The following is a 26,027-nucleotide window of genomic DNA, read 5'->3' as shown; positions in this document are numbered from 1 at the left end:
TGTGCGGTAACGCCGACGACCACAGGAGAACCCATGCCGCCCACCGAGGACCGCCGTGTCCGACGGACCCGCAACGAACTGCACCGAGCGCTGATCGAGTTGCTCACCGAGAAGGGCTACGACCGCGTCTCCGTCCGCGACATCCTCGATCGCGCCGACGTCGGCCGCTCCACGTTCTACCACCACTTCCGCGACAAGGACGACCTGCTGGTGGTCAGCTGCACCGAATACGTGCAGCGGGCCGTCGAGGAACGCGCTCGGGGACGGCGGACGCCGTGGGGACCGGTGCGCACCGTGTTCGACCTGTGCGAGCAGCACCCGCGGTTGTACGAGGCGCTGGCCGGCCGGCGCAGCGACGCCGTGCTCGTGCGCGCCACCACCCACATGGTCCACGAGGTCCTCGCCGGCCACCTGCGCGAACAGTGCGAGGCGGGGGAGGCGGAGTGCGATCCGGCGGTGCGGTTCCTCGCGTGGGGGATCGTCGGCCTGTTCGGTCCTGTCGCCGCGGGCGAGCTGACGGCCGCGCAGGCGTTCGCCACGTTCGAGGCCGCGGCGCGGCCGTGGCGTCTCTCGGACCCCGGGCCGGTCCGACCCGGGGGTCCGGCGGCGGTACCGCTCACCCCCACGGCGGCGCCATCACCTATCCGGGAATCTGGATCGTCACGCCCGGCAGGACCTCGATCTGCTGCGGCACCTGGATCTCCGGCGGCAGCTCCACCGGCGGCGCCGGGATCGTGATCGGCGGCAGCTCCGGCAGCTGCAGCTGGGGCAGCTGCACGGGCGCCGGGACGTTGTTCGACGGGGCCGTCACCCCGGTGTCGACGGGCACGCCCGCCTGCCCGCCGATCGGCTCGGGCCACGGGAAGCTCTCGACCTCGGTGCCCTCGAGGGCACCGTCCATCGTGCCCTTCCAGATGTCCGACGGCAGCATCGAACCGTAGATCGACCCGCCCCAGCTGTTCGTGATCGCGGTGCCGTCCGGCGTGCCGACCCACACCGCGGTCGACAGCGACGGGGTGTACCCGACCATCCAGGCGTCCTTGTTCAGGCCGGTGTCACCGAGCTGGGTGGTCCCGGTCTTCGCCGCCGACGGCCGCCCGCCCGCGAGCGCGTGTCCGCGCGAGTACGCGGCGATCGGCTGCATCGCCTGCGTGACGTTGTCCGCGACGGCCGGGTCGAGGCGCTGCTCGCCCGGGGACGCGGGCCGGTCCAGCAGCACCTCGCCCTCCGCGTTGACGACCCGCTGCACGAAGTACGGCTGGTGGTAGGTCCCCGACGCGGCGAGCGTGGCGTACGCCGACGCCATGTCGATCACCCGCGACTGGTACTGGCCCAGCACGATGCCGCCCTCCGGCGCGCCGCCGTTGTGGCTGAGCGTGGGGCCCTCGATGCCGGGAATCTCGAGCGGGATGCCGGCCTCGTGGGCGGCGTCGGCGATCTTCTGCGGCCCGTCCTCCATGGCCAGCATCAGCCGGTAGAAGCTGGTGTTCAGCGACCGCTTCAGCGCCTCGGCGATGGTGCACACGCCGCACGACTCGCCCTCGACGTTGCCGATCTCGAGATTGCCGACGGTCAGCGGAGCGCTGCTGAACCGGGCGTTCAGGCCGATGCCGTCCTTCAGCGCCGCGACGAGGCCGAACACCTTGAACGCCGAGCCGGTCTGCACGGGTGCCTGCGCGAAGTCGAACCCGGCGCCCTCCTCGCCGCCGTAGTACGCCCGGACCGCGCCGGTGCGCGGATCGATCGACACGACGGCCGTGCGCAGGTTCGCCGGTTCGCCCTCGAGGGTCTCGCGAGCCGAGTCGATCGCCGCCTGCTGCGCCCGCGGATCGATCGTCGTCGTGATCTGCAGGCCCTCGGTGCTGAGCACCTGGCCGCTGATGCCCGCCGCCTCGAGCTCGCGGATCACCTGGGTGCGCAGCAGCCCCTCCGGCCCGCCGGCCTCGTTGGCCTGCGTCGCCTGCGCGGCCGGCACCGTCGGAGGAAACTCCTGGGCCTCGCGTTCGGCGGTGTCGAGCTCGCCCATCTCGACCATGCCGTCGAGGACGTACTTCCAGCGCGCCTCGATCGCCGGCCGGTTGAACTCGGGGTCGAGCGCCGACGGGGTCTGGATCACCCCGGCGAGCACAGCGCCCTCGGCCACCGACAGCTCCCCGACCGGCTTGCCGAAGTACGCCTGCGCGGCGGCGGCGATGCCGTAGGCGCCGCGGCCGAAGTAGATGGTGTTCAGGTACGCCTGCAGGATCTCGTCCTTGGACCACTGCCTGGCCATCTTCGTCGAGATCACCAGCTCCCGCATCTTGCGGGTGACGGTCCGGTCGGCGCCGACGAGCACGTTCTTGACGTACTGCTGGGTGATGGTGGACCCACCGCCGGCGGTTTCCTTGCCGAGCACGTTGTCGCGGGCCGCGCGGGCGAAGCCGCTGACCGAGAAGCCCGGGTTGCTGTAGAAGTTGCGGTCCTCGGCCGAGAGCACGGCGTTGCGCACGTGCTCCGGGATCTCCGCGAGGTCGACCTCGACACGGTTGCCCTCGGGTGGCACGATCCGGCTCAGCTCGGTGGTACCGTCCGCGGCGTAGACCGTCGCGACCTGATTGGTCCTCATGTCCGACGGGCGGGGCACGTCCGTCGACATGTACGCCACCGCGAACGCGAGCGCCGGCACGAGCACCAGAACGGCCACCACGGCGAGCGCGATGTTGCCGACGATGCGCCACCGCCGCGCTTTCGCAGCGGCGGTGGGTTTCCTGTGCTGGGGGTTCGACGGGGTCGTAGAACTCACACGTACCACTTTCTCGGAAAGATCCGGGTCCGACGAATGATCGCACCCTCTCGATCGCATGGTACGGAGTTCCGTCCCGATGTGACGGGTACCGCAGGCCGCGCGGACACCGCCCGGCCCGCGCGCCCCCGCGGAGAAACCGCCTCCGAGCTGCGGCGATACGGCACCCTAGGAGCCCGCGCGCCGCCAGGCCCGGAACGTCAGCCCCCACGCCGCCACGCACCCGAGCAGCACCAGCGACGGGACCACCCCGGGCGAGGCGGACAGCAGCTCGGCGACCGCACCGACCAGCGCCAGCAGCGTGACCATGGTCAGGAACCCGAGCAGCAGCTCGAGCCGCTGCCGGCGCGACGGCCGGCGGCTCACGACTTGACGCCGCCGGCGGTCAGGCCCGCGATGATGCGACGCTGGAAGATCAGCACCATCACCACCAGCGGCACCATCACCAGGGTGCCGCCCGCCATGATCGACGCATACGGCGTCACATACGGGTCGGTCCCGGTGAACCGGGCCATCGCCACGGTCACCGGGGCGGTCTTCTCGCTCGACAGCTGCGACATGAGCAGGAACTCGTTGACGGTCGCAATGAACGCGAGGATCGCGGTGGTGAACAGCGCCGGCGCCGCGAGCGGCAGCATGATCATCCGGAACGCCTGGCCCCGGCTGGCGCCGTCCATGCGGGCGGCCTCCTCGAGCTCCCAGGGCAGCTCGGAGAAGAACGAGGTCAGCGTGTAGATCGTCAGCGGCAGCACGAACGAGATGTTCGGGATGATCAGGGCCTTGTAGCTGCCGATCCAGCCGATGTCGGTGAACAGCTGGAACAGCGGCGTCACCAGCGCGACGACGGGGAACATCGACGCGCCGAGGATGATGCCGGTGACGAAGTACTTGCCGCGGAAGTCGAACCGGGACAGCGCGTAGGCGGTGAAGACACCGACCAGCAGCGCGATCGCGGTGGTGGCCCCGGCGATGATCACGCTGTTGAGCAGCGCCCGGGAGAAGTTGACCTTCGCGGACGGGTCCAGGGCGTCCGCGAAGTTCTGCAGCGTCGGGTTCGTCGGCCACGGCGTGGTGCTGAACGTGTCCGCCGGGTCGCGCAGCGCGGTGACGATCATCCAGTAGCACGGGGCCAGGCCCCACACGACGATGAGTGCGACGCCGGCGTAGGTGCCGATGCTGCCGCGCAGGGCCTTGCCGGTGCCCGGTCGGCTCATGCCGGGGTCCCCTTCCGCTGTTCTTCCTGCGTGCGCACCGCGTTGGCGCCGAGGAACCGGACCAGGACGAACGCCACCGCGAAGATGATGAGGAACGTGATCGTCGACAGGGCCGACGCGGAGTTCGCGCCCTGGCGCATCTGGTCGACCACCAGCACCGAGATGGTGGAGGTGGCCGGGTTGGAGCCCATCATGATGGCGGGCAGGTCGTACATGCGCAGCGCGTCCATCGTGCGGAACAGGATCGCGACCATGAGCGCCGGCTTCACCAGCGGCAGCGTGATCTGGGTGAACCGCTGCCAGGCGGACGCGCCGTCGACCTTGGCGGCCTCGTACACGTCCGACGGGATCATCTGCAGCCCGGCCAGGATGAGCAGCGCCATGAACGGCGCGGTCTTCCACACGTCGGCGACGATGATCGCGAACCGCGCGGGCCACGGGTCGGCCGTCCACAAGATCTCGGTGCCGAGGATCTGGTTGGCGATGCCGTCGTTGGCGAAGATGAAGAACCACAGCTTCGCGGTGACCGCGGTGGGGATCGCCCACGGCACCAGCACCGACGCGCGCAGCAGGCCGCGACCGCGGAACGACTTCGCCATCACCAGCGCCATCGCGAACCCGATGACCGTCTCCAGCGCCACCGTCACCACGGTGAAGAAGAAGGTGTTGCCCACCGAACCCCAGAACTGCGAGCCGAGGGTGCCCGGCGGGCACGGGATCGAGCCCGTCGCGGTGCCGCAGCTCTGCGTGATCCAGCGGACGTAGTTCTCGACGCCGACGAAGCCGCCGGTGACGAACCGGCCCGTCTCGGGATCGAGCTTCTTCGCGTCGCCGTGGAACGACATCCACACCGCCCGGCCGAGCGGATACAGAATGACGACGGCCAGCACGACCAGTGTCGGCGCGACGAACGCCCACACCGGTATCCGCCGGCGCGCCTTCACTGCCGCGGCCGGCGGCTCGGGGGGCTCGGGAGCCCGGTGCCGGCCGCCTCCACGGCCACGGTCGGGACCGATCACTGCGGTCCCGACCGTGGTGGTGGGCGACTGGTCCGCGGGCTCGACCTGCGGCTTCGCCATGTACTACTCCTGCATCAGTTGCCGGCGGTCTCGATGCCGGCCTTGGTGTCCGCGAGCGCCTGATCCACCGTCTTCTCACCGCGGATCGCCGCGTAGGCGTTGTCGCGGATGGCCTTGGAGACCTGCGAGTAGTACGGGGTGACCGGACGCGGCTGCGCGTTGGCCAGGGATTCCTTCAGCGTCGCGAAGTACGGGTACTGCTCGAGGATCTGCGGGTCGTCGTAGACCTCCTCGAGGACCGGCGCGCCACCGGCCTCGGCGTAGTAGGTCTGCGACTTGCGCGTCTGCATGAACTCGAGGAAGTCGCGGGCGGTCGCCGGCGCATCGGAGAACGCGCTGATGCCGACGTTGTAGCCGCCCAGGGTGGAGGCGCCGGGGCCGTCCACGCCCGGCAGCACCGCGATGCCGTAGCGGCCGGCGACCGACGAGGACTCACCGTCGGTGAAGAAGCCCGGCCAGGTGCGCATGAACAGGGCGCGGCCCTCGCCGAAGGCGTTCTGCGACTCGCCCTCGGTGTACGTCTGCGCGGCCTCGGGGATCGTCCCGTCCTTGAACGAGTCGACGACGAACTGCAGCCCCTCGGCGGTCTTGTCGTCGATGGCCGGCGTGGTGCCGTCCTCGGCGACGAAGCTGCCACCGTAGGCGTTGACGATCTCGGAGACGTTGACCGTCAGGCCCTCGTAGTTCTTGAACTGGCCGACGTAGCAGTCGATGCCCGCCTCCTGCGCCTTCGGGCACTGCTCCTTCAGCTCCGCCCACGTGGCGGGGGCCTTGTCGACCAGGTCGGTGCGGTAGTACAGGAACGCGCCGTTGGTGTTCTTCGGCGCCGCGTACAGGGTGCCGTTGTAGGTGGCGGAGTCGACCGTGGCGGGCAGCAGGCCGCCGGTCTCGATCGCGTAGTCACCCTCGAGCGGCCGCAGCCAGCCGTTGGCCGCGAACTCGGCGGTGTTGGTGACGTCCACGGCGATGAGGTCGTACTCGTCGCTCTGGGCCTGCATGCGCTGGGTGATGTCGTCGCGCTGCTGGTCCGCTTCCTTGCCCAGCGGCTTGAAGGTGACCTGCTCGTCCGGGTGCTCCGCGTTCCAGTCGGCGATGATGCTCTCGAGCGCCGTGTTCAGCGGATCCTGACCCTCGACGATCGTGATGGGGCCGCGGCCCTCACCGCCGGCGGCGGTGCCCCCTTCGCTGCCCGAGTCCGAGCCGCCGTCGGAGGAACAGGCCGTGAGCACCAGCAGCGACGCGGCGGACGCCGCGACCGCCGCGCGGCGCATCGCCTTCGAGTTCAGAATCATGAATGACTCCCCGTTGAGATCGTGAGAAAAGCCTCGTCGGCGGCACCCGGCCACCGACATCGGCCCTTACTCTGGCATGGAGGGCACCGGAGTGCAGGGATTCCGCGCGACCTTGATCGGTTCCGTGTCGTGCCCTGCCGCTCGGCTCAGCCCAGGCGACGGCCGTCGGATGTGGTGAAGACGTGCACCTGGTCCGGGTCGAACCGCAGGTGCACCCGCTCGCCCTTGTGGGGCGGATTGCGCCAGTCCCCGCGCGCGACGACCTGCTGCGGGCGGCCGGCGATCTGGGCGCGGCCGTAGATGTAGGCGTCGGAGCCGAGTTCCTCGACGACGTCGACGTCCATCCCCAGGCCGTCGGGCGCGATCTCGAAATGCTCGGGACGGATGCCGACCACCACCTCCGACTCGGTGACCCGGCCGACGACGTCGCGCGGCACCTGCACGGCGGTGTCGCCGAGCATCACCCCGCGGTCGAAGACCGGCAGCCTGAACAGGTTCATCGCCGGCGAGCCCATGAATCCGGCGACGAACACGTTGGCGGGCTTGTTGTAGAGCACGCGCGGCGACGCGCACTGCTGCAGAATCCCCTTGTCGAGCACGGCGACGCGGTCGCCCATCGTCATGGCCTCCACCTGATCGTGCGTGACGTAGACGGTGGTGGTGCCGAGGCGGCGCTGCAGCTGCGCGATCTGGGTGCGGGTCTGCACGCGCAGCTTCGCGTCGAGGTTGGACAGCGGCTCGTCCATCAGGAACACCTGCGGCTGGCGGACGATGGCGCGGCCCATGGCGACACGCTGCCGCTGCCCACCGGACAGCGCCTTGGGCTTGCGGTCGAGGTACTGCTCGAGGTCGAGCATCTTCGCGACCTCCTCGACCCGTGCGCGGATCTCCGCCTTCGGCGTCTTGGCGAGCTTGAGGGCGAAGCCCATGTTCTCGGCGACGGACATGTGCGGGTAGAGGGCGTAGTTCTGGAACACCATCGCGATGTCCCGGTCCTTGGGCTCCTGCGCCGTGACGTCGCGGCCGCCGATGAGGATGCGTCCGCTGTGCACCTGTTCGAGTCCCGCGAGCATCCGCAGGGAGGTGGACTTGCCGCAGCCGGACGGGCCGACCAGGACGAGGAACTCGCCGTCCTCGATCTCCAGGTTCAACGCGTCGACGGCAGGCGTGGTCGACCCGGGGAACAGACAGGTCGCGTGGTCGAAGGTCACTGGGGCCATGGCAGGAGAATAGGCGACCCCGTCGCCGTGGTGTCCTTTCGGATCACCACGGGTCCGAAAGGGCACCACGGCGTAGCCTGCCTGGGTGAGTTCGGAGAAGATGCTGACCCGCATCGGTGGCCTGCTCCGTCAGGCGGAATCCACCGACAACCCCCACGAGGCCGACGCGTTCCTCGCCGCCGCGCAGCGGCTGGCCACGGCGGCGTCGGTGGATCTGGCGGTGGCGCGTGCCCACACGGCGGGCCGGGAGCGCCGGGCCACCCCCGTGCAGCGCCTGATCACCATCGGCGAGGCCGGCCGGAAGGGGTTGCGGACGTACGCGCAGCTGTTCCTGGCGATCGCCGCCGCCAACGACGTCCAGTGCGACATCACCACGACGTCGACGGTGATCTACGCCTACGGCTTCGCCTCCGACATCGACGTGTGCGAGGCGCTGTACTCCTCGCTGCTGGTGCAGATGGTCCGCGCCTCCGACGCGTACCTGCGCTCGGGCACCTACAAGGAGGAGACGACGGTGCGCACGGTGGTCGAGACCCGCGGGGGACGGCGGGTGCGGGCCCGGGTGCGCCGGCCCGTCGCGGCCGTCACCGCGCGGCTGAACTTCCAGTCGGCGTTCGCGGCGCGGATCGGCCGGCGGCTCGCGGAGGCGAAGCAGGACGCGGAGCAGGAGGCGGCGGCCGCCGCACCGGGCACGGCCCTGGCACTGCGGGACAAGCAGATCGAGCTGCGAGACTTCTACCGCAGCACGTCCGAGGCGCGCGGCAGCTGGCGCGGGCCGGGGGTGGGGGTGGGGCACTCGTCCGACGCCCGTCGCGCGGGGGACCGGGCGGGACGGCAGGCGCGCCTGGGAACGACTCCGGAACTGCCGACTCCGGCCCGGCGGTTGCCGCGGTGACCCGGCTGCGCGACACCCAGAGGACCGCCGTCTACGAGGCGGAGTCCTTGGTACGCAAGATGTTCGACCGCGCCGACGAGCGCGGACTCCGGGTGGTGGAGCTGGCCGGGTCGCAGGTGACCCTGCCGGTGGAGCGGCGCTTCGCCTCCATTGATTCCGTCCAGGCGTACGTGGACTCGGTGCTGGCGCTGAACTGGGTGCGGGCGCGCTGGTCGCGGGCGTCGGTGCGGGTGCGCGTTCGGGCACGCGCCGGCCATGCCGCCGCTCACTACGAAAGCGATTGCGCCACAATCGCGCTCCCGGAGCACCGCGCGAACACCGCGTGGGCGTTCCGCGAGCTGGTGGTGCTGCACGAGCTGGCGCACCATCTGGATGCGTCCGATCCGGACGATCCGGCGGAGCCGCCGCACGGACCCGCGTTCGTCGACCGGTTCCTGACCCTGGTCGGCGAGATCATCGGGCCCGAGGCGGCGTTCGCCCTGCGCGCCTGCGGCTTCGCCGCCTGCGAGTGACGCCCGCCGACGGTGCGCGGGGAGGCTCAGCGGAGATCGGAACGATGTGACCTGTTCTTGAATCGCCCTTGGGCATTCCTTACCGCGTGGGTGAGGTGGTCGCCGAACTGCTTGACGCGCCCGGAGACCTGGCCGCGCCTGCCCACGCTCTGCAGGTTCTTGTTTCCGGTCCGCTTGCCCAGGTTGTACCGGGTGTTGCCGACCACTTCCTCGGCCTTGTGCATCACCTTGTTGGCGAGGTGAGCCATGGTGCCCTCCTTAGCATTTCTGCGGGGACGGAGCCGCGCCCCGTCGAGGGTTGTCATACCCCAGGGGTGCCGCCGGGAAACACCTCCGGGACATACCGATCGGTCCTTTATCACACCCTGGTGGTGCCGCACGCGCATTCCTGTTGATCGTCAGCGAACCGATGTTTGAAATGCGTAGTGTGGGCTACACCACATTCGAACCGCACCGCGGGCCCGACGCACCGGACCAGACATCGTGCGCAGCCGAGAACCTGCCCGCATCGCGGCCACTTGCAGGCGAAGGAGAATGGTCATGAAAGGTGGGGCACGAGTTGCCGCCGGGGTGAGTATCGGGTACTTCCTCGGTCGCACGCACAAGATGCGGCTGGCGTTGATGCTCGCGGGGGCAGGCCTGACGGGACGCCTGCCCAGCAACCCGCAGGACATCCTCAAGCGTGGGGCCTCGATGGTCGGGTCCTCACCGGAACTCGTCAAGATCACCGATTCGGTTCGTGGCGAACTGATGAGCGCCGCCCGCGCGGCCGCGGTCACCGCCGCGAGCAACCGGATCGATTCGCTCAACGATCGGCTCCAGCAGCGCGCCGCCGGACGTTCCAAGGCTGCCGAGGAGGAGCCGGAGGAAGAGGAGTACGCCGACGAGGGACCCGAAGACGAGTACGCCGAAGGCGAATACGAGGAGGAGCCGGCCGAGGAGTCCGCCGAGGAGGAGGAGTACCCGGAAGAGGAAGCCGAAGAGGAAGAGGCCGACGAGGAGGAAGAGGGCGCTCCGGAAGAGGCCGAGGAAGCCGAGGAGGAAGAAGCCGAGGAGGAGGAGGCCCCGAAGCCCGCGCGGCGGCGGCCCGCCGCCCGACGGCGTACCGCGGAATCCGCGAGCCGTCCCAAGGCATCCCGGGCCAAGTCGAAGCCACAGGAACCGGACGAGGCCGGCGACGAGGACGAGGAGCCGTCGAAGCCCCGGCGGCGCAGCACCCGCGCCGCGGCATCCGCCACCGGACGCGCTCCGGTCCGGCGGACGAGGAAGTGAGTCCGATGACGCGAACACTCGGAGAGGCCACCCGCCGGCTGGGCAAGACCGCCACGGAGACCGTGGGCAAGGCCGGCAAGACCGCCGCCGGCACCGCGGGACAGGCCGGTAAGACGGCCACCGGGGCGGCCGGCAGCGCCGGCAAGGCGGTGCAGGACCTCTCACCCACCAAGCACCTGCAGAAATCACTGCAGGGTCTGGCCGGAACGTTTGCCGAGCGTGCCCTGTCGGCGGTCTCCGACAAGGTGACCGGGACTGCCGGGCGCCTCAACGACTATGCCGAGGGCGGGGGCGGGAACCTGCTCGGAGCGGTGACCGGTGTGCAGAAGTCCGGCGAGGGCGAGTCGCGGTTCAGCGGAGCCATGGAGAACATCAAGCAGACCGCCAAGGACAAGTTCGAGGACGTGAAGGAATCCCTCGGCGGAGGCGGCAAGGGTAAGGGCGGCGGCGGCAAGAAGATCAAGCTCACCAATATCGTCGAACAGGTCGACGTCGGCGTTCCGATCCGGCTCGCCTACGACCAGTGGACCCTGTTCGCGGACTGGCCGAAGTTCATGAAGAAGGTCGAGCAGGTCGAGCAGGCCTCGGACGAGAAGCTGCAGTGGACCGGCAAGGTGTTCTGGTCCCGGCGCAACTGGGAGTCGACGATCCTCGAACAGGTTCCGTTCGATCGGATCGTGTGGCGCTCGAAGGGCGCCAAGGGCTACATCGACGGGGCGGTGACCTTCCACGAGATCACCGACAACCTGACCCGCATCATCATGGTGCTCGAGTACCACCCCAAGGGGCTGTTCGAGAAGACGGCCAACCTGTGGCGAGCCGTGGGACGACGAGCACGACTGGAGCTCAAGCACTTCGAACGCCATGTGATGACCGAGGCCGTCCTGCACGCCGAGGACATCCAGGGCTGGCACGGCGAGATCCGCGACAGCGAGGTCGTCAAGGACGACGAGACCGCCCGGCGCGAAGAGGAAGAACAGGAGCAGGAGGACCAGGAGCAGGACGTCGGGGACGAAGGCGCGGAGGACGAACTCGCCGAGGACGAGACCGAGGACGAACTCCCCGAGGACGAGACCGAGGACGAGGAGGAACTCCCCGAGGACGAACTCTCCGAAGAGGAGGACGAGGAGGAGCTCCCCGAGGATCAGGACGAGGAAGACGAGGGCCTGCAGGACGAAGCCGACGAGGAGCCGGAGGAGGAACCGGCACCCGCACGTCGACGGCGCGCGGGCACAAGCACCCGCAAGGGTGCCAGGCGAGGAGCACGCACATGACCATCCAACCCGCCGGCGGCGGCGGCGGAGGTGGCGGCGGCACGATGGCCCGCCCCAACTCCTCCGGTCTGGCCGACGTCATCGACACCATCCTGGACAAGGGACTCGTCATCGACGCGTTCGTGCGGGTGTCGCTGGTGGGCATCGAACTGCTGACCATCGACGCACGCATCGTGGTGGCCAGTGTCGATACCTATCTGCGGTTCGCCGAGGCGGTGAACCGGCTCGAGATCTCGCAGAACGAACCGAAGGGCCTGCCCGACCTCGTCGGTGACATCACCCAGGGCGGGGCGAAGCACAAGACCAAGGGCGCGCTCGAGGCCGCGGGCGAGAAGGTCATGGACTTCCTCGGCGACGTGGAAGACAAGCGGCAGACGGCCAGCCGACCGAAGAGAAGGGGGGATTGATGTCCACCGATCAGGCCGCAGAGGCACCCGAGAGCGAAGGCGGGCAGAGCACCGCGATGTACGTCTACGGCATCGTGCCGGCCGACGTGGAGCCCGAGGAGCACGCGAAGGGCGTGGGGAAGCCCCAGAGCGACGTTGCGGTGGTGCGCCACGGCGACATCGCCGCACTGGTCAGCGAGATCTCGGTCGACCGGCCGCTCGGCACGCCCGACGATCTGAAGGCGCACGCGGAACTGCTGGACGGTTCCGCGGCCGTCGCACCCGTGCTGCCGCTGCGGTTCGGGGCGGTGATGACGGATGCGGAGGCGGTGGAGCGGGAGCTGCTCGAGGAGAACCACGACGAGCTGAAGGCAGCACTGGACGAGCTCGAGGGGCGTGCGCAGTTCGTGATCAAGGGCCGCTACGTCGAGAACGCGGTCCTGCGCGAGGTGCTCGACGAGAACTCCGAGGCCGCCCGGCTGCGCGACGAGATCCGCGACAAGTCGGAGGACGCCACCCGCGACGCCCGCATGGCTCTCGGGGAGATCATCAGCCAGGCGATCGAGTCCAAACGCGCCGAGGACACCCGCCGGGTGATCGACGCCCTCGAGGCCCTCGAACCGATGGTCAACGAGCGGCAGCCCACCCACGAGGAGGACGCGGCCCACGTCGCCGTCCTCGTCGAACTCGACCGTCAGGGCGAGCTCGAGGAGGCGGTGGGTTCGCTCGCGCACGAGTGGGACGGCCGGGTCGAGATGACGCTGCTGGGCCCGATGGCGGCGTACGACTTCGTGATGAAGCGGGAACCGGAGGGCTGACACATGGGACTGATCTCGTCCATCCTCTTGTTGCCGCTCGCCCCGGTCAAAGGCGTGCTCTGGCTCGGCGAAGTCATCCAGGACCAGGTCGAGCAGACACTCCACGACCCGGCGACCATTCGGAGGGAACTCGAGGAGATCGACGAGGCGGCGGCGGCCGGTCGACTGTCGGAGGACGAGAAGGAGAAGGCGCAGCAGGCGGTCCTCGACCGCATGATCCGGCCTGGCGGCGGTACGGCACCCGCCGGGGGGAGTGAGAACCTGTGAGCGGCAGGGCGACGCCCGAGGATTCCGACGACGTCTACGACGACGACGAGCAGCCGCCGCCCCTGACGGCAGGGGAGGCCGCCGCGGCCGCCCTCGAGCACCTCGTGGAGCTGACCTCGAAGGAGCCCCAGGGGGCCACCTCGGTGGAGCCGGCCGATCACGGCTGGACCGTGGAGATCGAGGTGCTCGAGGATCGGCGCATCCCGTCGTCGGCGGACATGCTGGCCCTCTACGAGGTGGAGATCGACCTGGACGGAAACCTGCTGGCATACCGCCGAACCAAGCGCTACGGCCGCGGCAGCAGCGACATCGGCGAAAGGGCCCGGCGATGACCGTGATGGGGGGCAGCTCGTCGCCGCAGCCGTCCGGGGGCGGTCACCAGTCGACGAACCTCGGCGACATCCTCGAGCGGGTCCTCGACAAGGGCCTGGTGATCGCCGGCGACATCCAGGTCAATCTGCTCGACATCGAGTTGCTCACCATCAAACTGCGGTTGGTGATCGCCTCCCTCGAGACGGCGAAGGCCGTGGGCATCGACTGGTGGGAGTCGGATCCGTGGCTCAGCAGCAAGGCCCGCAACCGCGAGATCGATCGGGAGGACGACAAGCTCGAACTCGAGAATCGGCGGCTGCGCGAGCGGATCGCCGAACTCGAGTCCGGGCACGGCCGCCGCGAGGCCGTCGAGAGCGCCCGGGTGGAAGAGGAGGATCGTGACTGACGGAACCGGAGTGTGGTTGTACGCCGTGACGGACGACGGGCTCGCCGAGGAGGACCTCGGCGGGCTCACCGGCGTCGCGGGAGAGGCGGTGCGCGCCGTGACCGCCGGGGGCCACGCCGCCGTCGTGGGTTCGGTGCCGCTCGAGGTGTTCGGGGAGGAGCCGTTGCGGCGCAACCTCGAGGACCTGCAGTGGCTCGAGGCGACGGCCCGGGCGCACGACGCCGTGGTGTCCGCCCTCGTGCGGCGGGGTGCGGTGATCCCGCTGCGCCTGGCCACCGTCTATCTCGACGACGCCCGCGTGCGCGATCTGCTGGACGAGCGGCGTGCGGACTTCGAGTCGGCGCTGGCCCTGGTGACCGGCCGCACGGAGTGGGGGGTCAAGGCGTACGGCGACCGGCGGGTCCTCGCCGACGCGGTGGCGGAGGCGCAGATCGCGGGCAGCGCCAAGGGCGCCGGCACCGCCTACCTGCTCCGCCGCCGCGCCCAGCTGTCGGCGCAGGAGTCCGTCGAGCGCGACGCCGCGGCCCGCGCCGACGAGATCCACTCCCGGTTGGTGCGACAGGCCGCCGCGGGCCGGCGTCAGGCCGCGACGGATCCGGCGCTGAGCGGCCGGCGGGACTGGATGGTGCTCAACGGAACCTATCTGGTGGACGACGACCGCGCGAACGAGTTCGCGGCGACGGTCGAGGAACTCGGCAAGGAGTTTCCCGGGATCCGGCTCGAGCTGACCGGGCCGTGGCCGCCGTATTCGTTCGCCGGTGTGGAGCGGACATCCCCATGAATCACGTCAGCGAGAGCGCCGACGGCGAGCGCCGCATCGCCCTCATCGACCTGCTGGACCGGGTGCTCGCCGGCGGGGTCGTCATCACCGGCGACATCAAGCTCTCCATCGCGGACGTCGACATGGTGCAGATCTCGCTGCGTGCCCTGATCTCGTCCATCAGCACGCTGTCGGCAACCGGGATCGAACCGCCCGTCCCTCGCGACGCCCTGGAGGCGCCGGATGAGTGAATTCGACGGCATTTCACCGCGTATCGACTCGGATCCCGAGTCGGTCGAGCGTGGGCTGGTCACGCTCGTCCTCACCCTCGTGGAGCTGCTGCGGCAGCTGATGGAGCGGCAGGCGCTGCGGCGCGTGGACGAGGGGGACCTGAGCGACGAGCAGATCGAGCGCATCGGCACCACCCTCATGCTGCTCGAGGAACGCATGGGGGAGTTGCGTGACCACTTCGGGCTCACCCCCGAGGATCTCAACATCGACCTCGGACCGCTGGGGACGCTGCTGCCCCGGGAGTGAGCCCGCGCCGCTCACATGCCGGCGACCTCGATGCGGTCGTGGTCCGCGACGGCCCCGGCGAGGATCCGCACGTGATCCTCCACGGTGCCGAGCGTGTGCTCGATCGCGGTCAGCCGGCTCACGTAGTGGCCGACCGGGTATTCGGCGGTGATGCCGATACCGCCGTGCATCTGGATCGCCTCCTGCCCGACCTTCCGTGCCGACCGGCCCACCTGCAGCTTGGCCCGCGACGCGATGGTCGGGTCGACGATGCCGTCGGCGAGGGCCATGGTGGCGTACAGGCTCATGCTCGACGCCAGCTCGAGCAGCACGTACATGTCGGCCGCGCGGTGGGTCAGGGCCTGGAAGCGGGCGAGGGGGGCGCCGAACTGCTTGCGCTGCTTGAGGTAATCGGTCGTCAGGCGCAGCGTCTCGGCCAGCGCACCGACCGCCTCCGCGCACAGGGCTGCCTGGGCCCGTACCTGGGCGGCGGTGATCGCCGCCGTGGCGTCCACGGCCTCGCCGAGCGGCACGGCAGCGGCCGAGTCGAGGACGAGTTGCGCGGCGCGGCGCTCGTCGTGGGTGCCGTACGCGGTGCGGGTGACGCCGGCCGCGTCGGCGTCGACGAGGAACAGCCCGACACCGCCCTGGGGAAGACGGGCGGACACGACGAACGTCTCGGCGCAATCCCCGTGCAGCACAGGGTTCTTGCGGCCGGTGAGGGCCCAGGTGTCGCCGGTGCGGGCGGCGGTCGTGGCGACCTCGGTGGCGGGCCACCGGCTGCCGGGCTCGTCGTGGGCGAACGCGAGCAGCAGCGCGCCCTCGGACAGCCGCGGCAGGAGGTCCGCGCGCTGCTCGTCGGTGCCGACCTCGGCGACGAGGCCGCCCGGCAGGAACACCGCATTCAGCAGCGGTTCGGGGGCCAGCGCTCGGCCGATCTCGCCCATGACGGCCATGACCTCCACCGGTCCGGCGCCCATTCCGCCGTGCTCCTCGGCGAACGGCAGGCCGAGCACGCCGAGTTCGGCGAGCTGGCGCCACACGTCGTCGCTCCAGCCGCGGTCGGTGTCGGCGACCTTGTTACGGGTCTCGGTGTCGTAGGTGCCCGAGAGCACGTCACGGACGGTCTTGCGGAGCAGGTCCTGTTCGGTATCGAGTTCGAAGTTCATGACAGTGGCTCACAATCCGAGGATGGAGGAGGCAATGATCGAGCGCTGCACCTCGCTCGACCCGCCGTAGATGGACACCTTGCGGTAGTTCAGGTAGGTCGGGGCGGTGTGCTGCGCCCACTCCGGCGAGTCGATGCCCGCGGCGCCGACGGGCAGCGAGTCGGGTCCGGCGATGTCGGTGAGCAGTTCGGTGACCGCCTGCTGCAGCTCCGAGCCGCGCAGCTTCAGCAGCGACGACGCCGGATTGGGCTTGCCGTCGGCGGACCCGGCGACCACCCGCAGCTGCGTGAGCTCGAGCGTGAGCAGTTCGTTCTCGAGCTCGGCGAGGCGCGCGGCGAACAGCGGGTCGTCGATCAGGGTGCCGGATCCGGTCCGGGTCTGCGCGGCGAGCTGCTTGGCGCGGGCGAGCCGCACCTTGGTGGCGCCGACGCGGGCGATGCCGGTGCGTTCGTTGCCGAGCAGGAACTTCGCGTAGCTCCAGCCCGCGTTCTCCTCGCCGACCAGGTTCTCGGCGGGGACCCGCACGTTCTCGAAGAAAACCTCGTTGACCTCGTAGCTGCCGTCGACGAGCTTGATCGGGCGGACGGTCACGCCGGGCGTGGTCATGTCGATGAGCAGCATCGAGATGCCGGCCTGCTTCTTCGGTGCATCCGGGTCGGTGCGCACCAGGCAGAAGATCCAGTCGGCGTGCTGGGCAAGGGTGGTCCACGTCTTCTGGCCGTTGACGATGTAGTCGTCGCCGTCTCGCACCGCGCGGGTCTTCAGGGAGGCCAGGTCGGAGCCGGCCTCGGGCTCCGAGAATCCCTGGCACCACCAGATGTCGAGGTTCGCGGTGGCGGGCAGGAAGCGCTCCTTCATCTCCTGCGAGCCGAACTGCGCGATCACGGGACCGATCATGGATGCGTTGAACGGCAGCGGATCGGGCACCGAGGCGAGCTGCATCTCGTTGAGCCAGATGTTTCGCTGCACGGGGGTCCAGTCCTTGCCGCCCCACTCGACGGGCCAGTTCGGCACCGCCAGACCCTTGGCGTTGAGGATCTGCTGGCTCCGGACGACCTCGTCGCGGTCCAGGTGCCGGCCGGCAGCCACTTTTTCTCGGATCTCGGCGGGGAACTCGGTGGTGAAGAACGTGCGCAGTTCGTCGCGGAACGCGAGCTCTTCGTCGGTGAGCTTCAGGTTCATGGGGGCCTTCCGTCACGGTTGTGCCTGTGCGAGCGCAGCATGGGACCACGGCCCGATCCCGTTTTCACGCTGCATGATTCGCGGAGGGATGGGGGCTCGTTCGCCCTGGTGCTGCGTACACCCGTACTGTAACTTGACACTGTTAGGTTGTCCAGGCCGACCCCGGGACCGACCCCCGGACCGACGCCGAGGAAGGAGCGCCGATGGCACGACCCCGTACCCCGCTGCTCAGCCGCCCGCTCATCCGCGAGACCGCCCTGCGCCTCGTCGACGCGCACGGACTCGACGAACTGTCCATGCGCAAGATCGCCGCCGAGCTCCATGTCAGCGCGCCGTCGCTGTACAGCCACTACTCGAACAAGGACGAGCTGCTCGACGACATCGCCGACCAGGTCGGCGAGTCCGTCGACATCAGCGGATTCGACACCGACGACTGGCAGGAGGCGCTGCGCGTCTGGGCGAGGTCCTACCGCGCCGCTCTCGCCGAGCACCCGAACCTCGTACCGTTCCTCGCGCGCAGCCCGGGCCGGCGCGAGGTCGCGCTCGATCAGGCCAACGCCGTGCACGGCGGCCTGACCCGGGCCGGGTGGCCGCCACGGACCGCGACCCTGATCGGCGCGTCGATCAAGTACATCGTCGTCGGCTCGGCCATCGCCTCGTTCTCGGGCGGCTTCCTCGACGACCTCACCATCTACCGGGAGCGCTATCCCCATCTGTCCCAGGCACACCGGCTGCGCGAGCACGCGGACGAGATCGACCGCGACGGCTTCGAGCTGGCGCTCGAGTCGTTCCTGCAGGGCCTGGCGCAGCGGTTCGCGAGCCTCACCGGCGCGGATCGCTGACCGGTCTGTAGGTACGGCGCAACCGCACGAACCGCAGATGCCGGCCCGCCGCCCGGTAGTCGGCCTCGCTGCCGTCGACGTCGAAGCCCATGGCCGCGCACAACCGCGGCGCGACCTTCGGGTGCCGGCGCCCGTACCGCGCCATGAACTCCGCCGCCTCCTCCGGATCGAGGAACTCCGCGGCCACCGCGACTCGTTCGCGGCCCGACTCGATCCGCGCCGCGGGATGCGCCCGCAGGTTGCGGTACCAATCGGTCTGCTTCCCGAAGCCGACGGCCACGACGAATCCACCGGACGTGTCCTCGTGGTTCACCACCTCGAGCACCGTCTGCCGCGGCAGTCCGCTGCGCCGGCCGACGTGGTGCAGCAGCAGGAACCGGCGGCCCAGCACCCGCCCCAGCCCGATCCGGTAGAGGTGGATCGGAGCGCGCAGGAATCGGCGGCGCAGTCCGGTCGGTGGTGCGGCGGGCTCGGTGATGCGCATTCCTTCACTGTGCGCCCGATCCGTCCGCTGCACCACCGGGACGCCCACACGGATCGGCTGCGGGACCGGCGCGACGGCCCTACCGTTGACTCATGCACCGTCCCATTCGCATCGGTCTTCAACTGCAGCCCCAGCATCAGCCCGACTACGGGAAGATCCGCGACACCGTGCTCCGCGCCGAGGACGCCGGCGCCGACATCGTCTTCAACTGGGACCACTTCTATCCCCTCTCCGGGGACCCGGACGGCGCCCACTTCGAATGCTGGACGATGCTCGGCGCGTGGGCCGAACAGACCGAGCGCGTCGAGATCGGAGCGCTCGTCACCGGCGGCGGCTACCGCAATCCCGATCTGCTCGCCGACATGGCCCGCACCGTCGACCACATCAGCGGCGGCCGGCTCATCCTCGGCATCGGCGCGGGCTGGTTCGAGAAGGACTACGTCGAGTACGGCTACGACTTCGGCACCAAGGGTTCCCGGCTGAAACTGCTCGGCGAATACCTGCCCCGGATCACCGCGCGGCTCGCGAAGCTCAACCCCCCGCCGACCCGGCACATCCCGCTGCTCATCGGCGGCGGCGGACCCCGCAAGACCATCCCGCTGGTGGCGCAGTACGCCGACATCTGGCACAGCTTCGGGGACCTCGACACCCACACGGAGAAGGCGGAGATCCTCGCGGCGCGCTGCGCCGACGCCGGCCGCTCACCGAACGAGGTCGAGCGGTCCGTGCCGTGGCCCGGAACCGCGCACGCGGCCGCCTTCGTCGATGCGGGCGTCACCCTGTTCACCGTCGGTGTCGGCGGTCCCGACTACGACCTGAGCGGCCTCCTCGAGGCGATCGGGTGGCGGGACGAGAACTCCGCACCGCCGCTGTCCGGGCTGGCCTGACCGGGCGGCTCCAGGGCCGGGACGCGGCAACCGGGCGGTCCGGTTCCCGGCTGCCCGCGCGCACATCGTCGTTGCGTCCGCCTGGTCACTCTGTTTACTGTAGTTGAAGCCACGTATGGTCGACCCCCGCGGAAGGCGGTGAGCGGCGTGAACCCTGAAGGCGTGTGGATCGCCGGTGGATACCAGTCCGACTTCGCGCGGAACCTGACTCGGGAGGACCGGAACATCGCGGACCTCGTCGCGGAGACGGTGACGGAAACGCTGCGCGACGCCCGCATCGACGTCGCCGACGTCGGGGTGATCCACGTCGGCAATGCCTTCGGACAGCTCTACACCGGCCAGGGACACCTCGGCGGCATGCCGGCCTCCGTGCTGCCCGAGCTGTGGGGGATCCCGGCCACCCGGCACGAGGGGGCCTGCGCGTCCGGCTCCCTTGCCGTGCTCGCCGCGATGGCCGATCTCGAGGCCGGGCGCTACGACTGCGCCCTCGTGCTCGGCGTCGAACTCGAACGGTGCGTCCCCGGCGACGCCGGCACCCGGGTCATGAACGCCGCGGCCTGGGTGGGACAGGAAGGCGCCGACGCGAAGTACATGTGGCCGTACATGTTCGACAAGATCGCCGACGAATACGACCGCCGCTACGGCCTCGACGACGAGCACCTGAGGGCGATCGCGGAACTGAACATCCGCAACGCCCGCGCCAATCCGAATGCGCAGACCCGCAACCGGACCTACGGACCCGGCAGTTTCGGCCCGGACGAGGCCGCCAATCCGGTGGTCGAGGGACGCCTCCGCAGGACCGACTGCAGTCCGCTGACGGACGGCGCCGCGGGCGTGGTGCTGCTGAGCAACCGCTACCTGAGCCGGCACCCACGCACCGTCGACGACATGTCCCGCATCCTCGGCTGGGGCCACCGCACGGTCGGACTGTCCTTGTCCGGCAAGCTCGCCCGCGACGGCGACGATCCCCTCGTCATGCCCCACGTGCGCGCCACGATCGTCGACGCGTTCGAGCGGAGCGGCATCGGCGGCGTCCGGGACCTCGACCTGATCGAAACACACGACTGCTTCACCGTCAGCGAATACCTGGCCGTCGACCACTTCGGGATCACCGCCCCCGGCCGGAGCTGGCAGGCGATCGAGAACGGCGACCTCGAAATCGGCGGCCGCATCCCCATGAACCCCAGCGGGGGCCTTCTCGGCGGCGGGCATCCGGTCGGCGCCACCGGAGTCCGGATGCTGCTGGACTGCCACCGCCAGATCACCGGCCGCGCCGGCGACTACCAGGTCCCCGGCGCCACGCGAGCCGCGACCCTGAACATCGGCGGAAGTACGACCACCACGGTCAGTTTCGTCGTCGGCTGAAAGGACATCCATGGAACTCGAGATTCTGGGACGGGCACTGTCCACCCTGCCCGCGGACGACGACCACCCGTACCGCACCGGTCCGTGGCGCCCGCAGCACACGGAGCGGCGTGCCGACGACCTCGAGGTGATCGGCGACCTGCCGGCCGACCTCGACGGCGTGTACCTGCGCAACACCGAGAACCCGGCGCACCCGGCACTCGAAGGTCTCTATCATCCCTTCGACGGTGACGGCATGATTCACGTCGTCGGATTTCGCGACGGAAAAGCCTTCTACCGTAACAGATTCGTGAAGACCGACGGCTTCCTGGCCGAGCAGGAGGCCGGTGGCCCGTTGTGGGCGGGCATCGCCGAACGGCCGCAGAACTCGATCCGCCAGGACGGCTGGGGCGCCCGCGGCCGCATGAAGGATGCCTCCAGTACGGACGTCACCGTGCATCGCGGCGTCGCCCTGACCAGCTTCTGGCAGTGCGGGGACCTCTACCGCCTCGACCCGACCACGCTCGAGACCCTCGGCAAGGCGACGTGGGACGGCCGATTCCCCTCCGACTGGGGCGTTTCCGCGCATCCCAAGGTCGACGTCCGCACCGGCGAACTGCTGTTCTTCAACTACGGCACCGACGCCCCGTACCTGCACTACGGCGTGGTCGACGCCGACGATCGGCTGGTGCACTACGTCGACATCCCCCTGCCCGGCCCCCGCCTGCCCCACGACATGGCGTTCACCGAGAACTACGCGATCCTCAACGACTGCCCCCTGTTCTGGATCCCGGAGGCCCTCGCGCGCGGCAAGTACGTGCCGCGCTACCACCCCGACCTGCCGATGCGGCTCGGCGTGATTCCCCGGCGCGGCCGTCCCGACCAGATCACCTGGTTCGACGCCGACCCGACCTACGTGCTGCACTGGACCAACGCCTACGAAGACGGCGACGAGATCGTGCTCGAGGGATTCCATCAGGAGACACCGGAACCGCCGGACGACGGCACCGGACCGATCTACCGGCGGCTGTTCCGTTCGCTGGCGCTCGACCGCATGGGCACCCACCTGCACCGCTGGCGGCTGAACCTGCGCACCGGCTCGCTCACCGAGGAACGGCTGTCCGAGTCCGTCACCGAATTCGGGATGATCAATCCGCATCACGGCGGCGTCCGCCACCGCTACACCTACGCCGCGACGGGGGTGCCGGGCTGGTTCCTCTTCGACGGCCTCGTCAAACACGACGTGCAGACGGGGGCGGAGGAGCACTACTCGTTCGGCGAGGGCGTCTTCGGCAGCGAGACCGTGATGGCGCCCCGCACCGGGTCGGCCGCCGAGGACGACGGCTACCTGATCACGATCACCACCGACATGAACCGGGACCGGTCCGAATGCCTGGTCTTCGACGCGCGGCAACCGGGGGACGGACCGCTCGCGCGGATCGGACTCCCCGAACGGGTCTCGAGCGGCACCCACTCGACCTGGGCGGCGGGTTCGGACCTCCCGGGGTGGCGGGACGCGGACCGGGCAGGCGACGTCCTGAACCTATGATCAGCTGTCGATGGCAGGTTCCGGCACGGTCACCGAACTCGAGCCGGGCGGTGACAACGCGATCGCGGTCACCCTCGGCATCCTCGGCGACGAGTGGAACCTGTGGATTCTGCGGTACGCGTTGCAGGGCGACCGCCGCTACCGGGACTGGATCGAGCGGGGGGAGATCTCCAACGCGGTGCTGACCGCGCGCCTGGCCCGCCTCACCGACGCGGAACTCCTCGAGCGGGTGCAGTACCAGGAGCGGCCGGCTCGGCACGAGTACCGGTTGACGGCCCGCGGCCACGGCGTGTGGCCGGTTCTGCTCACCATGTGGGCGTGGGAACAGCAGTGGGCGCCCGACCACCGGGGACAGCTCCCGGCCAGGCGACACGCGGTCTGCGGCGCCCGGTTCACACCGGTGCTCGTCTGCGGCCACTGCGACCGGCCCGCCGGCGCACCCGACGTGGACGCGCAGCTCGGCCCCAGCGGACAGTGGCCGCGCAGCGTGCCGGCCGCGACCGGTCGCCGACGGTCCGGCCGTGCTCGCGCGCCGGAGATCCTGCCGCACACGATGGAACTGCTCGGCGACCGGTGGTCGGCGGCGCTGCTCGGGGCGGCGTTCCTCGGCGCCACCCGCTACGGGCAGTTCGCCGAGCGCATGGGGGCACCTCCGACGGTGGTGGCCGACCGGCTCCGGCGCTTCACCGAGCTGGGCGTCCTGCAGGAATTGCCCAATCCCGACCGCCCGGCGTGGGTGACCTACCACCTCACCGACAAGGGGCGGGCGTTCTTCCCCGTCGTCGCCTGCATGATCGACTGGGGGCTGCGCTGGTTCCGCGCACCGGAGGGACCGGCGATCGTCCTGCGTCACCGCCACTGCGGCCACACCTTCGCACCCGCACTGACGTGCAGTCACTGCAGGGAGCGGCTGCGGGCCTCCACGGTCTCGATCGAACCCACCGGCGGCTGACCCGCCCCGGCACACCCGTCGGACGGCGCGATTCGGATTAGGCTCCCACCATGCCCGAATCCGTGATGGCGAAACGGAGCACCGTGGCGGCGCTGCTCCTGGCGGTGCTCCTGGCGCTGACTGCGACGGCCTGTTCCTCGGGCGGTGGTCGACCGTCGGCTCCCCAGGACCTGTGTTCCCCGCCCGGGGTCGGCGGGGCCTCCGCCGCACCGACCAATCTCGACACGTCGGCCGCCGCCGCGGAGGACCGCTACACCACCCCGGGCGTGGTGCCGCTCGAGTCGATCGACGTTTCCGGGCTGAATCTCATCACCCCCGGTGTGCTCACCGTAGGCACGCTCTCCGACGCGCCACCGAGCATCTGCGTGAACTCCCAGGGCGAGTTCACCGGCTACGACAACGAACTGCTGAAGGCCGTCGCCGAGAAACTCGGTCTCCGCGTGGAGTTCGTCGGCACCGAGTTCGCGGGCCTGCTCGCCCAGGTGGCCGGCCGGCGCTTCGACGTCGGCTCGTCGTCGATCACCACCACGGACGAACGTCGCCGGCTGGTCGGCTTCACCAACGGCTACGACTTCGGCTACTTCTCGCTGGTCGTGCAGAACGGCAGTCCCATCCGCGGCTTCGGGGACCTGAACGCGTCCACCCGCATCGGGGTCGTGCAGGGAACCGTCCAGGACGACTACGTCGTCAACACCCTCGGTCTCGATCCGGTGAAGTTCCCGGACTACAACACCGCGTACGCGAACCTGAAGACCGGCCAGATCGACGCGTGGGTGGCGCCGTCGCAGCAGGCCGAGGGCGCGATCGCGCCGGGTGATCCGACGTCGATCGTGCAGAACACGTTCAGCCTCAACAACTACGTCGGCTGGGCCGTGTCCCGGGAGAACCAGGCGCTGATCGACGCGCTCAACTCCGGGCTCGACGCCGTGATCGCCGACGGCACCTGGGCCGAGCTCTACACCGAATGGGTCCCCCGGGAACTGCCCGAGGGCTGGAAGCCCGGCAGCAAGGCCGCGCCGGAACCCGACCTGCCGGACTTCGCGGCGCTGGCCGCCGAAAACACCGCCAGCGGCGAGGAGCCGGCGGCCACGGCCCCGAAGTCCACGCTCGAACAGCTGCGCGAGACGTTCTTCTCGTGGGAGCTGTACCGGCACGCCTTCCCGGATCTGCTGAAGACCGGTCTGCCGAACACCCTGATCCTGGCGCTGACCTCCGGGCTCGCCGGCACGGTCCTCGGCATGCTGCTCGCCATGGCGGGGATATCGCGCACCCGCTGGCTGCGCTGGCCCGCCCGCGTCTACACCGACATCTTCCGCGGCCTGCCCGCGGTGGTGATCATCCTGCTCGTCGGCCTCGGCCTCGGCCCGGTGGTGCAGGGCGCCACGGGCAACAACCCGTACTGGCTGGGCGCGGCGGCGCTGGCGCTGCTCGCGGCCGCATACATCGGGGAGATCTTCCGCTCCGGCATCCAGTCGGTCGAACCGGGGCAGATGGAGGCGGCCCGGGCCCTGGGCTTCAGCTACCGCCGGGCGCTGACACTGGTGGTGATCCCGCAGGGCGTGCGGCGCGTGCTGCCCGCGCTGATGAACCAGTTCATCTCGCTCATCAAGGACTCGTCGCTCATCTACTTCCTCGGTCTGCTGGCCACCCAGCGCGAACTGTTCGCCGTCGGCCGCGACCTGAACGCGCAGACCGGCAACCTCTCGCCGCTCGTCGCGGCGGGCCTGTTCTACCTCATCCTCACCGTGCCGTTGACTCATCTCGTGAACTACATCGACCACCGCCTGCGCACCGGCCGGCCCGAGGCCACCCTCGACCCGCTCGAGCAGGAACTCGTCGTGGAGAGGGGCTGACCGATGCCGACCACCATCCGGGACAGCGTGTCCCTCACCGGGACCGGACTGCACCTGGCCTTCGGCACCAACAAGGTGCTGCGCGGCGTCGACATCCACGTCGACGCCGGCAAGACCGTCACCGTCATCGGCCCGTCCGGCTCGGGCAAGTCGACCCTGCTGCGCGTGCTCAACCGGCTGCACGAACCCGACGCCGGCGACATCCTCCTCGACGACCGCTCGGTGCTGAAGGACAACCCCGACGAGCTGCGGCAGCGGATCGGGATGGTGTTCCAGCACTTCAACCTCTTCCCGCACAAGACGGTGGCCGAGAACATCGCGCTCGGCCCCCGCAAGCTCAAGGGGCTGTCGAAGGAGCAGGCCCGCGCGCTCGCCCTCGAACAACTCGATCTCGTCGGCCTGAAGCACAAGGCCGACTCCCGTCCCGGCAACCTGTCCGGCGGGCAGCAGCAGCGCGTCGCGATCGCCCGCGCGCTCGCGATGGCCCCGCAGGTGATGTTCTTCGACGAGGCCACCTCGGCGCTCGACCCGGAACTGGTCAAGGGGGTCCTCGCCCTGATGGCCGATCTCGCGTCCGGCGGCATGACGATGGTGGTCGTCACCCACGAGATGGGCTTCGCCCGCTCGGCGTCGGACACGGTGGTGTTCATGGACCACGGCGCGGTCGTGGAAACCGGTCCCCCCGACGAACTGTTCGACGCCCCGAAGACCGAACGACTGCAGCAGTTCCTGTCGCAGGTGCTGTAGGCCGCTCCGCGGC

30 protein-coding genes are annotated in these 26,027 nt (G+C 69.9%); 20 read left to right on the top strand and 10 right to left on the bottom strand.

All coding sequences use genetic code 11. The features are described 5' to 3' along the window. Positions 1–33 precede the first annotated feature (33 nt). Positions 34–738 carry a TetR/AcrR family transcriptional regulator gene (locus OCS65_RS02080; RefSeq protein ID WP_065923287.1) on the top strand — a complete coding sequence of 235 codons (705 nt, stop codon included), beginning with the start codon at positions 34–36 and terminating at the stop codon, positions 736–738. On the opposite strand, the gene OCS65_RS02075 is transcribed toward OCS65_RS02080, so the two are convergent. From OCS65_RS02075 to OCS65_RS02050, 6 genes are all read right to left on the bottom strand, one after another. Beyond that, a complete protein-coding gene (locus OCS65_RS02075; RefSeq protein WP_050036163.1) occupies positions 641–2,782 on the bottom strand; it encodes a transglycosylase domain-containing protein in 2,142 nt (713 codons plus the stop codon). The genes OCS65_RS02080 and OCS65_RS02075 overlap by 98 nt on opposite strands. Positions 2,783–2,950: 168 nt before the next feature. Next, positions 2,951–3,148 (bottom strand): hypothetical protein, encoded by a 198-nt coding sequence (locus tag OCS65_RS02070; protein ID WP_006932283.1) that lies wholly within the window; start codon positions 3,146–3,148, stop codon positions 2,951–2,953. After that, complete coding sequence (locus tag OCS65_RS02065) at positions 3,145–3,996, bottom strand: carbohydrate ABC transporter permease (RefSeq protein ID WP_006932281.1); 852 nt, start codon at positions 3,994–3,996, stop codon at positions 3,145–3,147. The genes OCS65_RS02070 and OCS65_RS02065 overlap by 4 nt, the downstream gene beginning before the upstream one ends. Then, the gene (locus tag OCS65_RS02060; RefSeq protein WP_029546719.1) at positions 3,993–5,075 is read right to left on the bottom strand and encodes a carbohydrate ABC transporter permease; all 1,083 of its coding nucleotides are present in this window, start codon (positions 5,073–5,075) and stop codon (positions 3,993–3,995) included. The genes OCS65_RS02065 and OCS65_RS02060 overlap by 4 nt, the downstream gene beginning before the upstream one ends. 14 nt (positions 5,076–5,089) lie before the next feature. Continuing rightward, positions 5,090–6,367, bottom strand: a complete 1,278-nt coding sequence (locus tag OCS65_RS02055; protein WP_006932272.1) for an ABC transporter substrate-binding protein — start codon at positions 6,365–6,367, stop codon at positions 5,090–5,092. A 146-nt stretch (positions 6,368–6,513) separates the two neighbouring features. Next, the gene (locus OCS65_RS02050) at positions 6,514–7,587 is read right to left on the bottom strand and encodes an ABC transporter ATP-binding protein (protein WP_029546720.1); all 1,074 of its coding nucleotides are present in this window, start codon (positions 7,585–7,587) and stop codon (positions 6,514–6,516) included. Between the two features lie 85 nt (positions 7,588–7,672). On the opposite strand from OCS65_RS02050, the gene OCS65_RS02045 reads away from it, so the two are divergent. Beyond that, complete coding sequence (locus OCS65_RS02045; RefSeq protein ID WP_065923284.1) at positions 7,673–8,482, top strand: DUF2786 domain-containing protein; 810 nt, start codon at positions 7,673–7,675, stop codon at positions 8,480–8,482. After that, positions 8,479–8,994: a TIGR04338 family metallohydrolase gene (locus OCS65_RS02040; protein WP_006932256.1), complete on the top strand. Its 516-nt coding sequence runs from the start codon at positions 8,479–8,481 to the stop codon at positions 8,992–8,994. Before OCS65_RS02045 ends, OCS65_RS02040 begins: the two co-directional genes overlap by 4 nt. Positions 8,995–9,020: 26 nt before the next feature. Here OCS65_RS02040 and OCS65_RS02035 read toward each other — a convergent pair whose 3' ends face one another. Further along, positions 9,021–9,242 carry a CsbD family protein gene (locus OCS65_RS02035; protein ID WP_263508602.1) on the bottom strand — a complete coding sequence of 74 codons (222 nt, stop codon included), beginning with the start codon at positions 9,240–9,242 and terminating at the stop codon, positions 9,021–9,023. A 292-nt stretch (positions 9,243–9,534) separates the two neighbouring features. Here OCS65_RS02035 and OCS65_RS02030 point away from each other — a divergent pair, with 292 nt between their 5' ends. From OCS65_RS02030 to OCS65_RS01985, 10 genes are read left to right on the top strand one after another with little or no spacing between them, the layout of a single operon-like run. Beyond that, positions 9,535–10,266 (top strand): hypothetical protein, encoded by a 732-nt coding sequence (locus OCS65_RS02030; RefSeq protein WP_029546724.1) that lies wholly within the window; start codon positions 9,535–9,537, stop codon positions 10,264–10,266. Positions 10,267–10,271: 5 nt separating this feature from the next. Then, the gene (locus OCS65_RS02025) at positions 10,272–11,540 is read left to right on the top strand and encodes an SRPBCC family protein (protein ID WP_006932243.1); all 1,269 of its coding nucleotides are present in this window, start codon (positions 10,272–10,274) and stop codon (positions 11,538–11,540) included. Then, positions 11,537–11,947 carry a gas vesicle protein GvpJ gene (gvpJ, locus tag OCS65_RS02020; protein WP_006932242.1) on the top strand — a complete coding sequence of 137 codons (411 nt, stop codon included), beginning with the start codon at positions 11,537–11,539 and terminating at the stop codon, positions 11,945–11,947. Before OCS65_RS02025 ends, gvpJ (OCS65_RS02020) begins: the two co-directional genes overlap by 4 nt. Further along, entirely contained in the window at positions 11,947–12,744 is a 798-nt protein-coding gene (locus OCS65_RS02015; RefSeq protein ID WP_006932240.1) for a GvpL/GvpF family gas vesicle protein, read from the top strand. The genes gvpJ (OCS65_RS02020) and OCS65_RS02015 overlap by 1 nt, the downstream gene beginning before the upstream one ends. A 3-nt stretch (positions 12,745–12,747) precedes the next feature. Beyond that, entirely contained in the window at positions 12,748–13,011 is a 264-nt protein-coding gene (locus tag OCS65_RS02010; RefSeq protein ID WP_006932239.1) for a gas vesicle protein GvpG, read from the top strand. Then, complete coding sequence (locus OCS65_RS02005; RefSeq protein ID WP_006932231.1) at positions 13,008–13,343, top strand: gas vesicle protein GvpO; 336 nt, start codon at positions 13,008–13,010, stop codon at positions 13,341–13,343. Before OCS65_RS02010 ends, OCS65_RS02005 begins: the two co-directional genes overlap by 4 nt. Further along, positions 13,340–13,729 carry a gas vesicle protein GvpJ gene (gvpJ, locus tag OCS65_RS02000; RefSeq protein WP_043800943.1) on the top strand — a complete coding sequence of 130 codons (390 nt, stop codon included), beginning with the start codon at positions 13,340–13,342 and terminating at the stop codon, positions 13,727–13,729. Before OCS65_RS02005 ends, gvpJ (OCS65_RS02000) begins: the two co-directional genes overlap by 4 nt. Continuing rightward, positions 13,722–14,510 (top strand): GvpL/GvpF family gas vesicle protein, encoded by a 789-nt coding sequence (locus tag OCS65_RS01995; protein WP_263508599.1) that lies wholly within the window; start codon positions 13,722–13,724, stop codon positions 14,508–14,510. The genes gvpJ (OCS65_RS02000) and OCS65_RS01995 overlap by 8 nt, the downstream gene beginning before the upstream one ends. Continuing rightward, positions 14,507–14,740, top strand: a complete 234-nt coding sequence (locus tag OCS65_RS01990) for a gas vesicle protein (protein ID WP_043800949.1) — start codon at positions 14,507–14,509, stop codon at positions 14,738–14,740. The genes OCS65_RS01995 and OCS65_RS01990 overlap by 4 nt, the downstream gene beginning before the upstream one ends. Further along, a complete protein-coding gene (locus tag OCS65_RS01985) occupies positions 14,733–15,026 on the top strand; it encodes a gas vesicle protein K (protein ID WP_072636705.1) in 294 nt (97 codons plus the stop codon). The genes OCS65_RS01990 and OCS65_RS01985 overlap by 8 nt, the downstream gene beginning before the upstream one ends. Positions 15,027–15,037: 11 nt before the next feature. On the opposite strand, the gene OCS65_RS01980 is transcribed toward OCS65_RS01985, so the two are convergent. Next, positions 15,038–16,174 (bottom strand): acyl-CoA dehydrogenase family protein, encoded by a 1,137-nt coding sequence (locus OCS65_RS01980; RefSeq protein ID WP_185713323.1) that lies wholly within the window; start codon positions 16,172–16,174, stop codon positions 15,038–15,040. A 9-nt stretch (positions 16,175–16,183) separates the two neighbouring features. Continuing rightward, entirely contained in the window at positions 16,184–17,356 is a 1,173-nt protein-coding gene (locus OCS65_RS01975; protein ID WP_029546726.1) for an acyl-CoA dehydrogenase family protein, read from the bottom strand. A gap of 203 nt (positions 17,357–17,559) precedes the next feature. Between OCS65_RS01975 and OCS65_RS01970 the strand changes: the two genes are divergently transcribed. Then, a complete protein-coding gene (locus OCS65_RS01970) occupies positions 17,560–18,198 on the top strand; it encodes a TetR/AcrR family transcriptional regulator (RefSeq protein ID WP_006932215.1) in 639 nt (212 codons plus the stop codon). Here OCS65_RS01970 and OCS65_RS01965 read toward each other — a convergent pair. Beyond that, positions 18,179–18,682: a nitroreductase family deazaflavin-dependent oxidoreductase gene (locus OCS65_RS01965; protein ID WP_168580419.1), complete on the bottom strand. Its 504-nt coding sequence runs from the start codon at positions 18,680–18,682 to the stop codon at positions 18,179–18,181. The genes OCS65_RS01970 and OCS65_RS01965 overlap by 20 nt on opposite strands. 92 nt (positions 18,683–18,774) lie before the next feature. Here OCS65_RS01965 and OCS65_RS01960 point away from each other — a divergent pair, with 92 nt between their 5' ends. From OCS65_RS01960 to OCS65_RS01935, 6 genes are all read left to right on the top strand, one after another. Further along, the gene (locus OCS65_RS01960) at positions 18,775–19,569 is read left to right on the top strand and encodes an LLM class F420-dependent oxidoreductase (RefSeq protein ID WP_029546728.1); all 795 of its coding nucleotides are present in this window, start codon (positions 18,775–18,777) and stop codon (positions 19,567–19,569) included. A 138-nt stretch (positions 19,570–19,707) separates the two neighbouring features. Continuing rightward, on the top strand, positions 19,708–20,934 hold the full coding sequence (locus OCS65_RS01955) for an acetyl-CoA acetyltransferase (RefSeq protein ID WP_043800967.1): 1,227 nt from the start codon (positions 19,708–19,710) through the stop codon (positions 20,932–20,934). A 10-nt stretch (positions 20,935–20,944) separates the two neighbouring features. After that, entirely contained in the window at positions 20,945–22,462 is a 1,518-nt protein-coding gene (locus OCS65_RS01950; RefSeq protein WP_006932208.1) for a carotenoid oxygenase family protein, read from the top strand. A gap of 10 nt (positions 22,463–22,472) precedes the next feature. Then, positions 22,473–23,414 (top strand): winged helix-turn-helix transcriptional regulator, encoded by a 942-nt coding sequence (locus OCS65_RS01945; RefSeq protein WP_263508593.1) that lies wholly within the window; start codon positions 22,473–22,475, stop codon positions 23,412–23,414. Positions 23,415–23,464: 50 nt separating this feature from the next. After that, positions 23,465–25,267, top strand: coding sequence for an ABC transporter substrate-binding protein/permease (locus OCS65_RS01940; RefSeq protein ID WP_263508591.1), 1,803 nt, complete (start codon positions 23,465–23,467; stop codon positions 25,265–25,267). Positions 25,268–25,270: 3 nt separating this feature from the next. Beyond that, on the top strand, positions 25,271–26,014 hold the full coding sequence (locus OCS65_RS01935; protein ID WP_065923277.1) for an amino acid ABC transporter ATP-binding protein: 744 nt from the start codon (positions 25,271–25,273) through the stop codon (positions 26,012–26,014). Positions 26,015–26,027: the final 13 nt, after the last annotated feature.

Source organism: Rhodococcus aetherivorans (genome assembly GCF_025722975.1).
GTDB lineage: Bacteria > Actinomycetota > Actinomycetes > Mycobacteriales > Mycobacteriaceae > Rhodococcus > Rhodococcus aetherivorans.
This window is presented reverse-complemented; position numbering and strand designations above follow the sequence as displayed.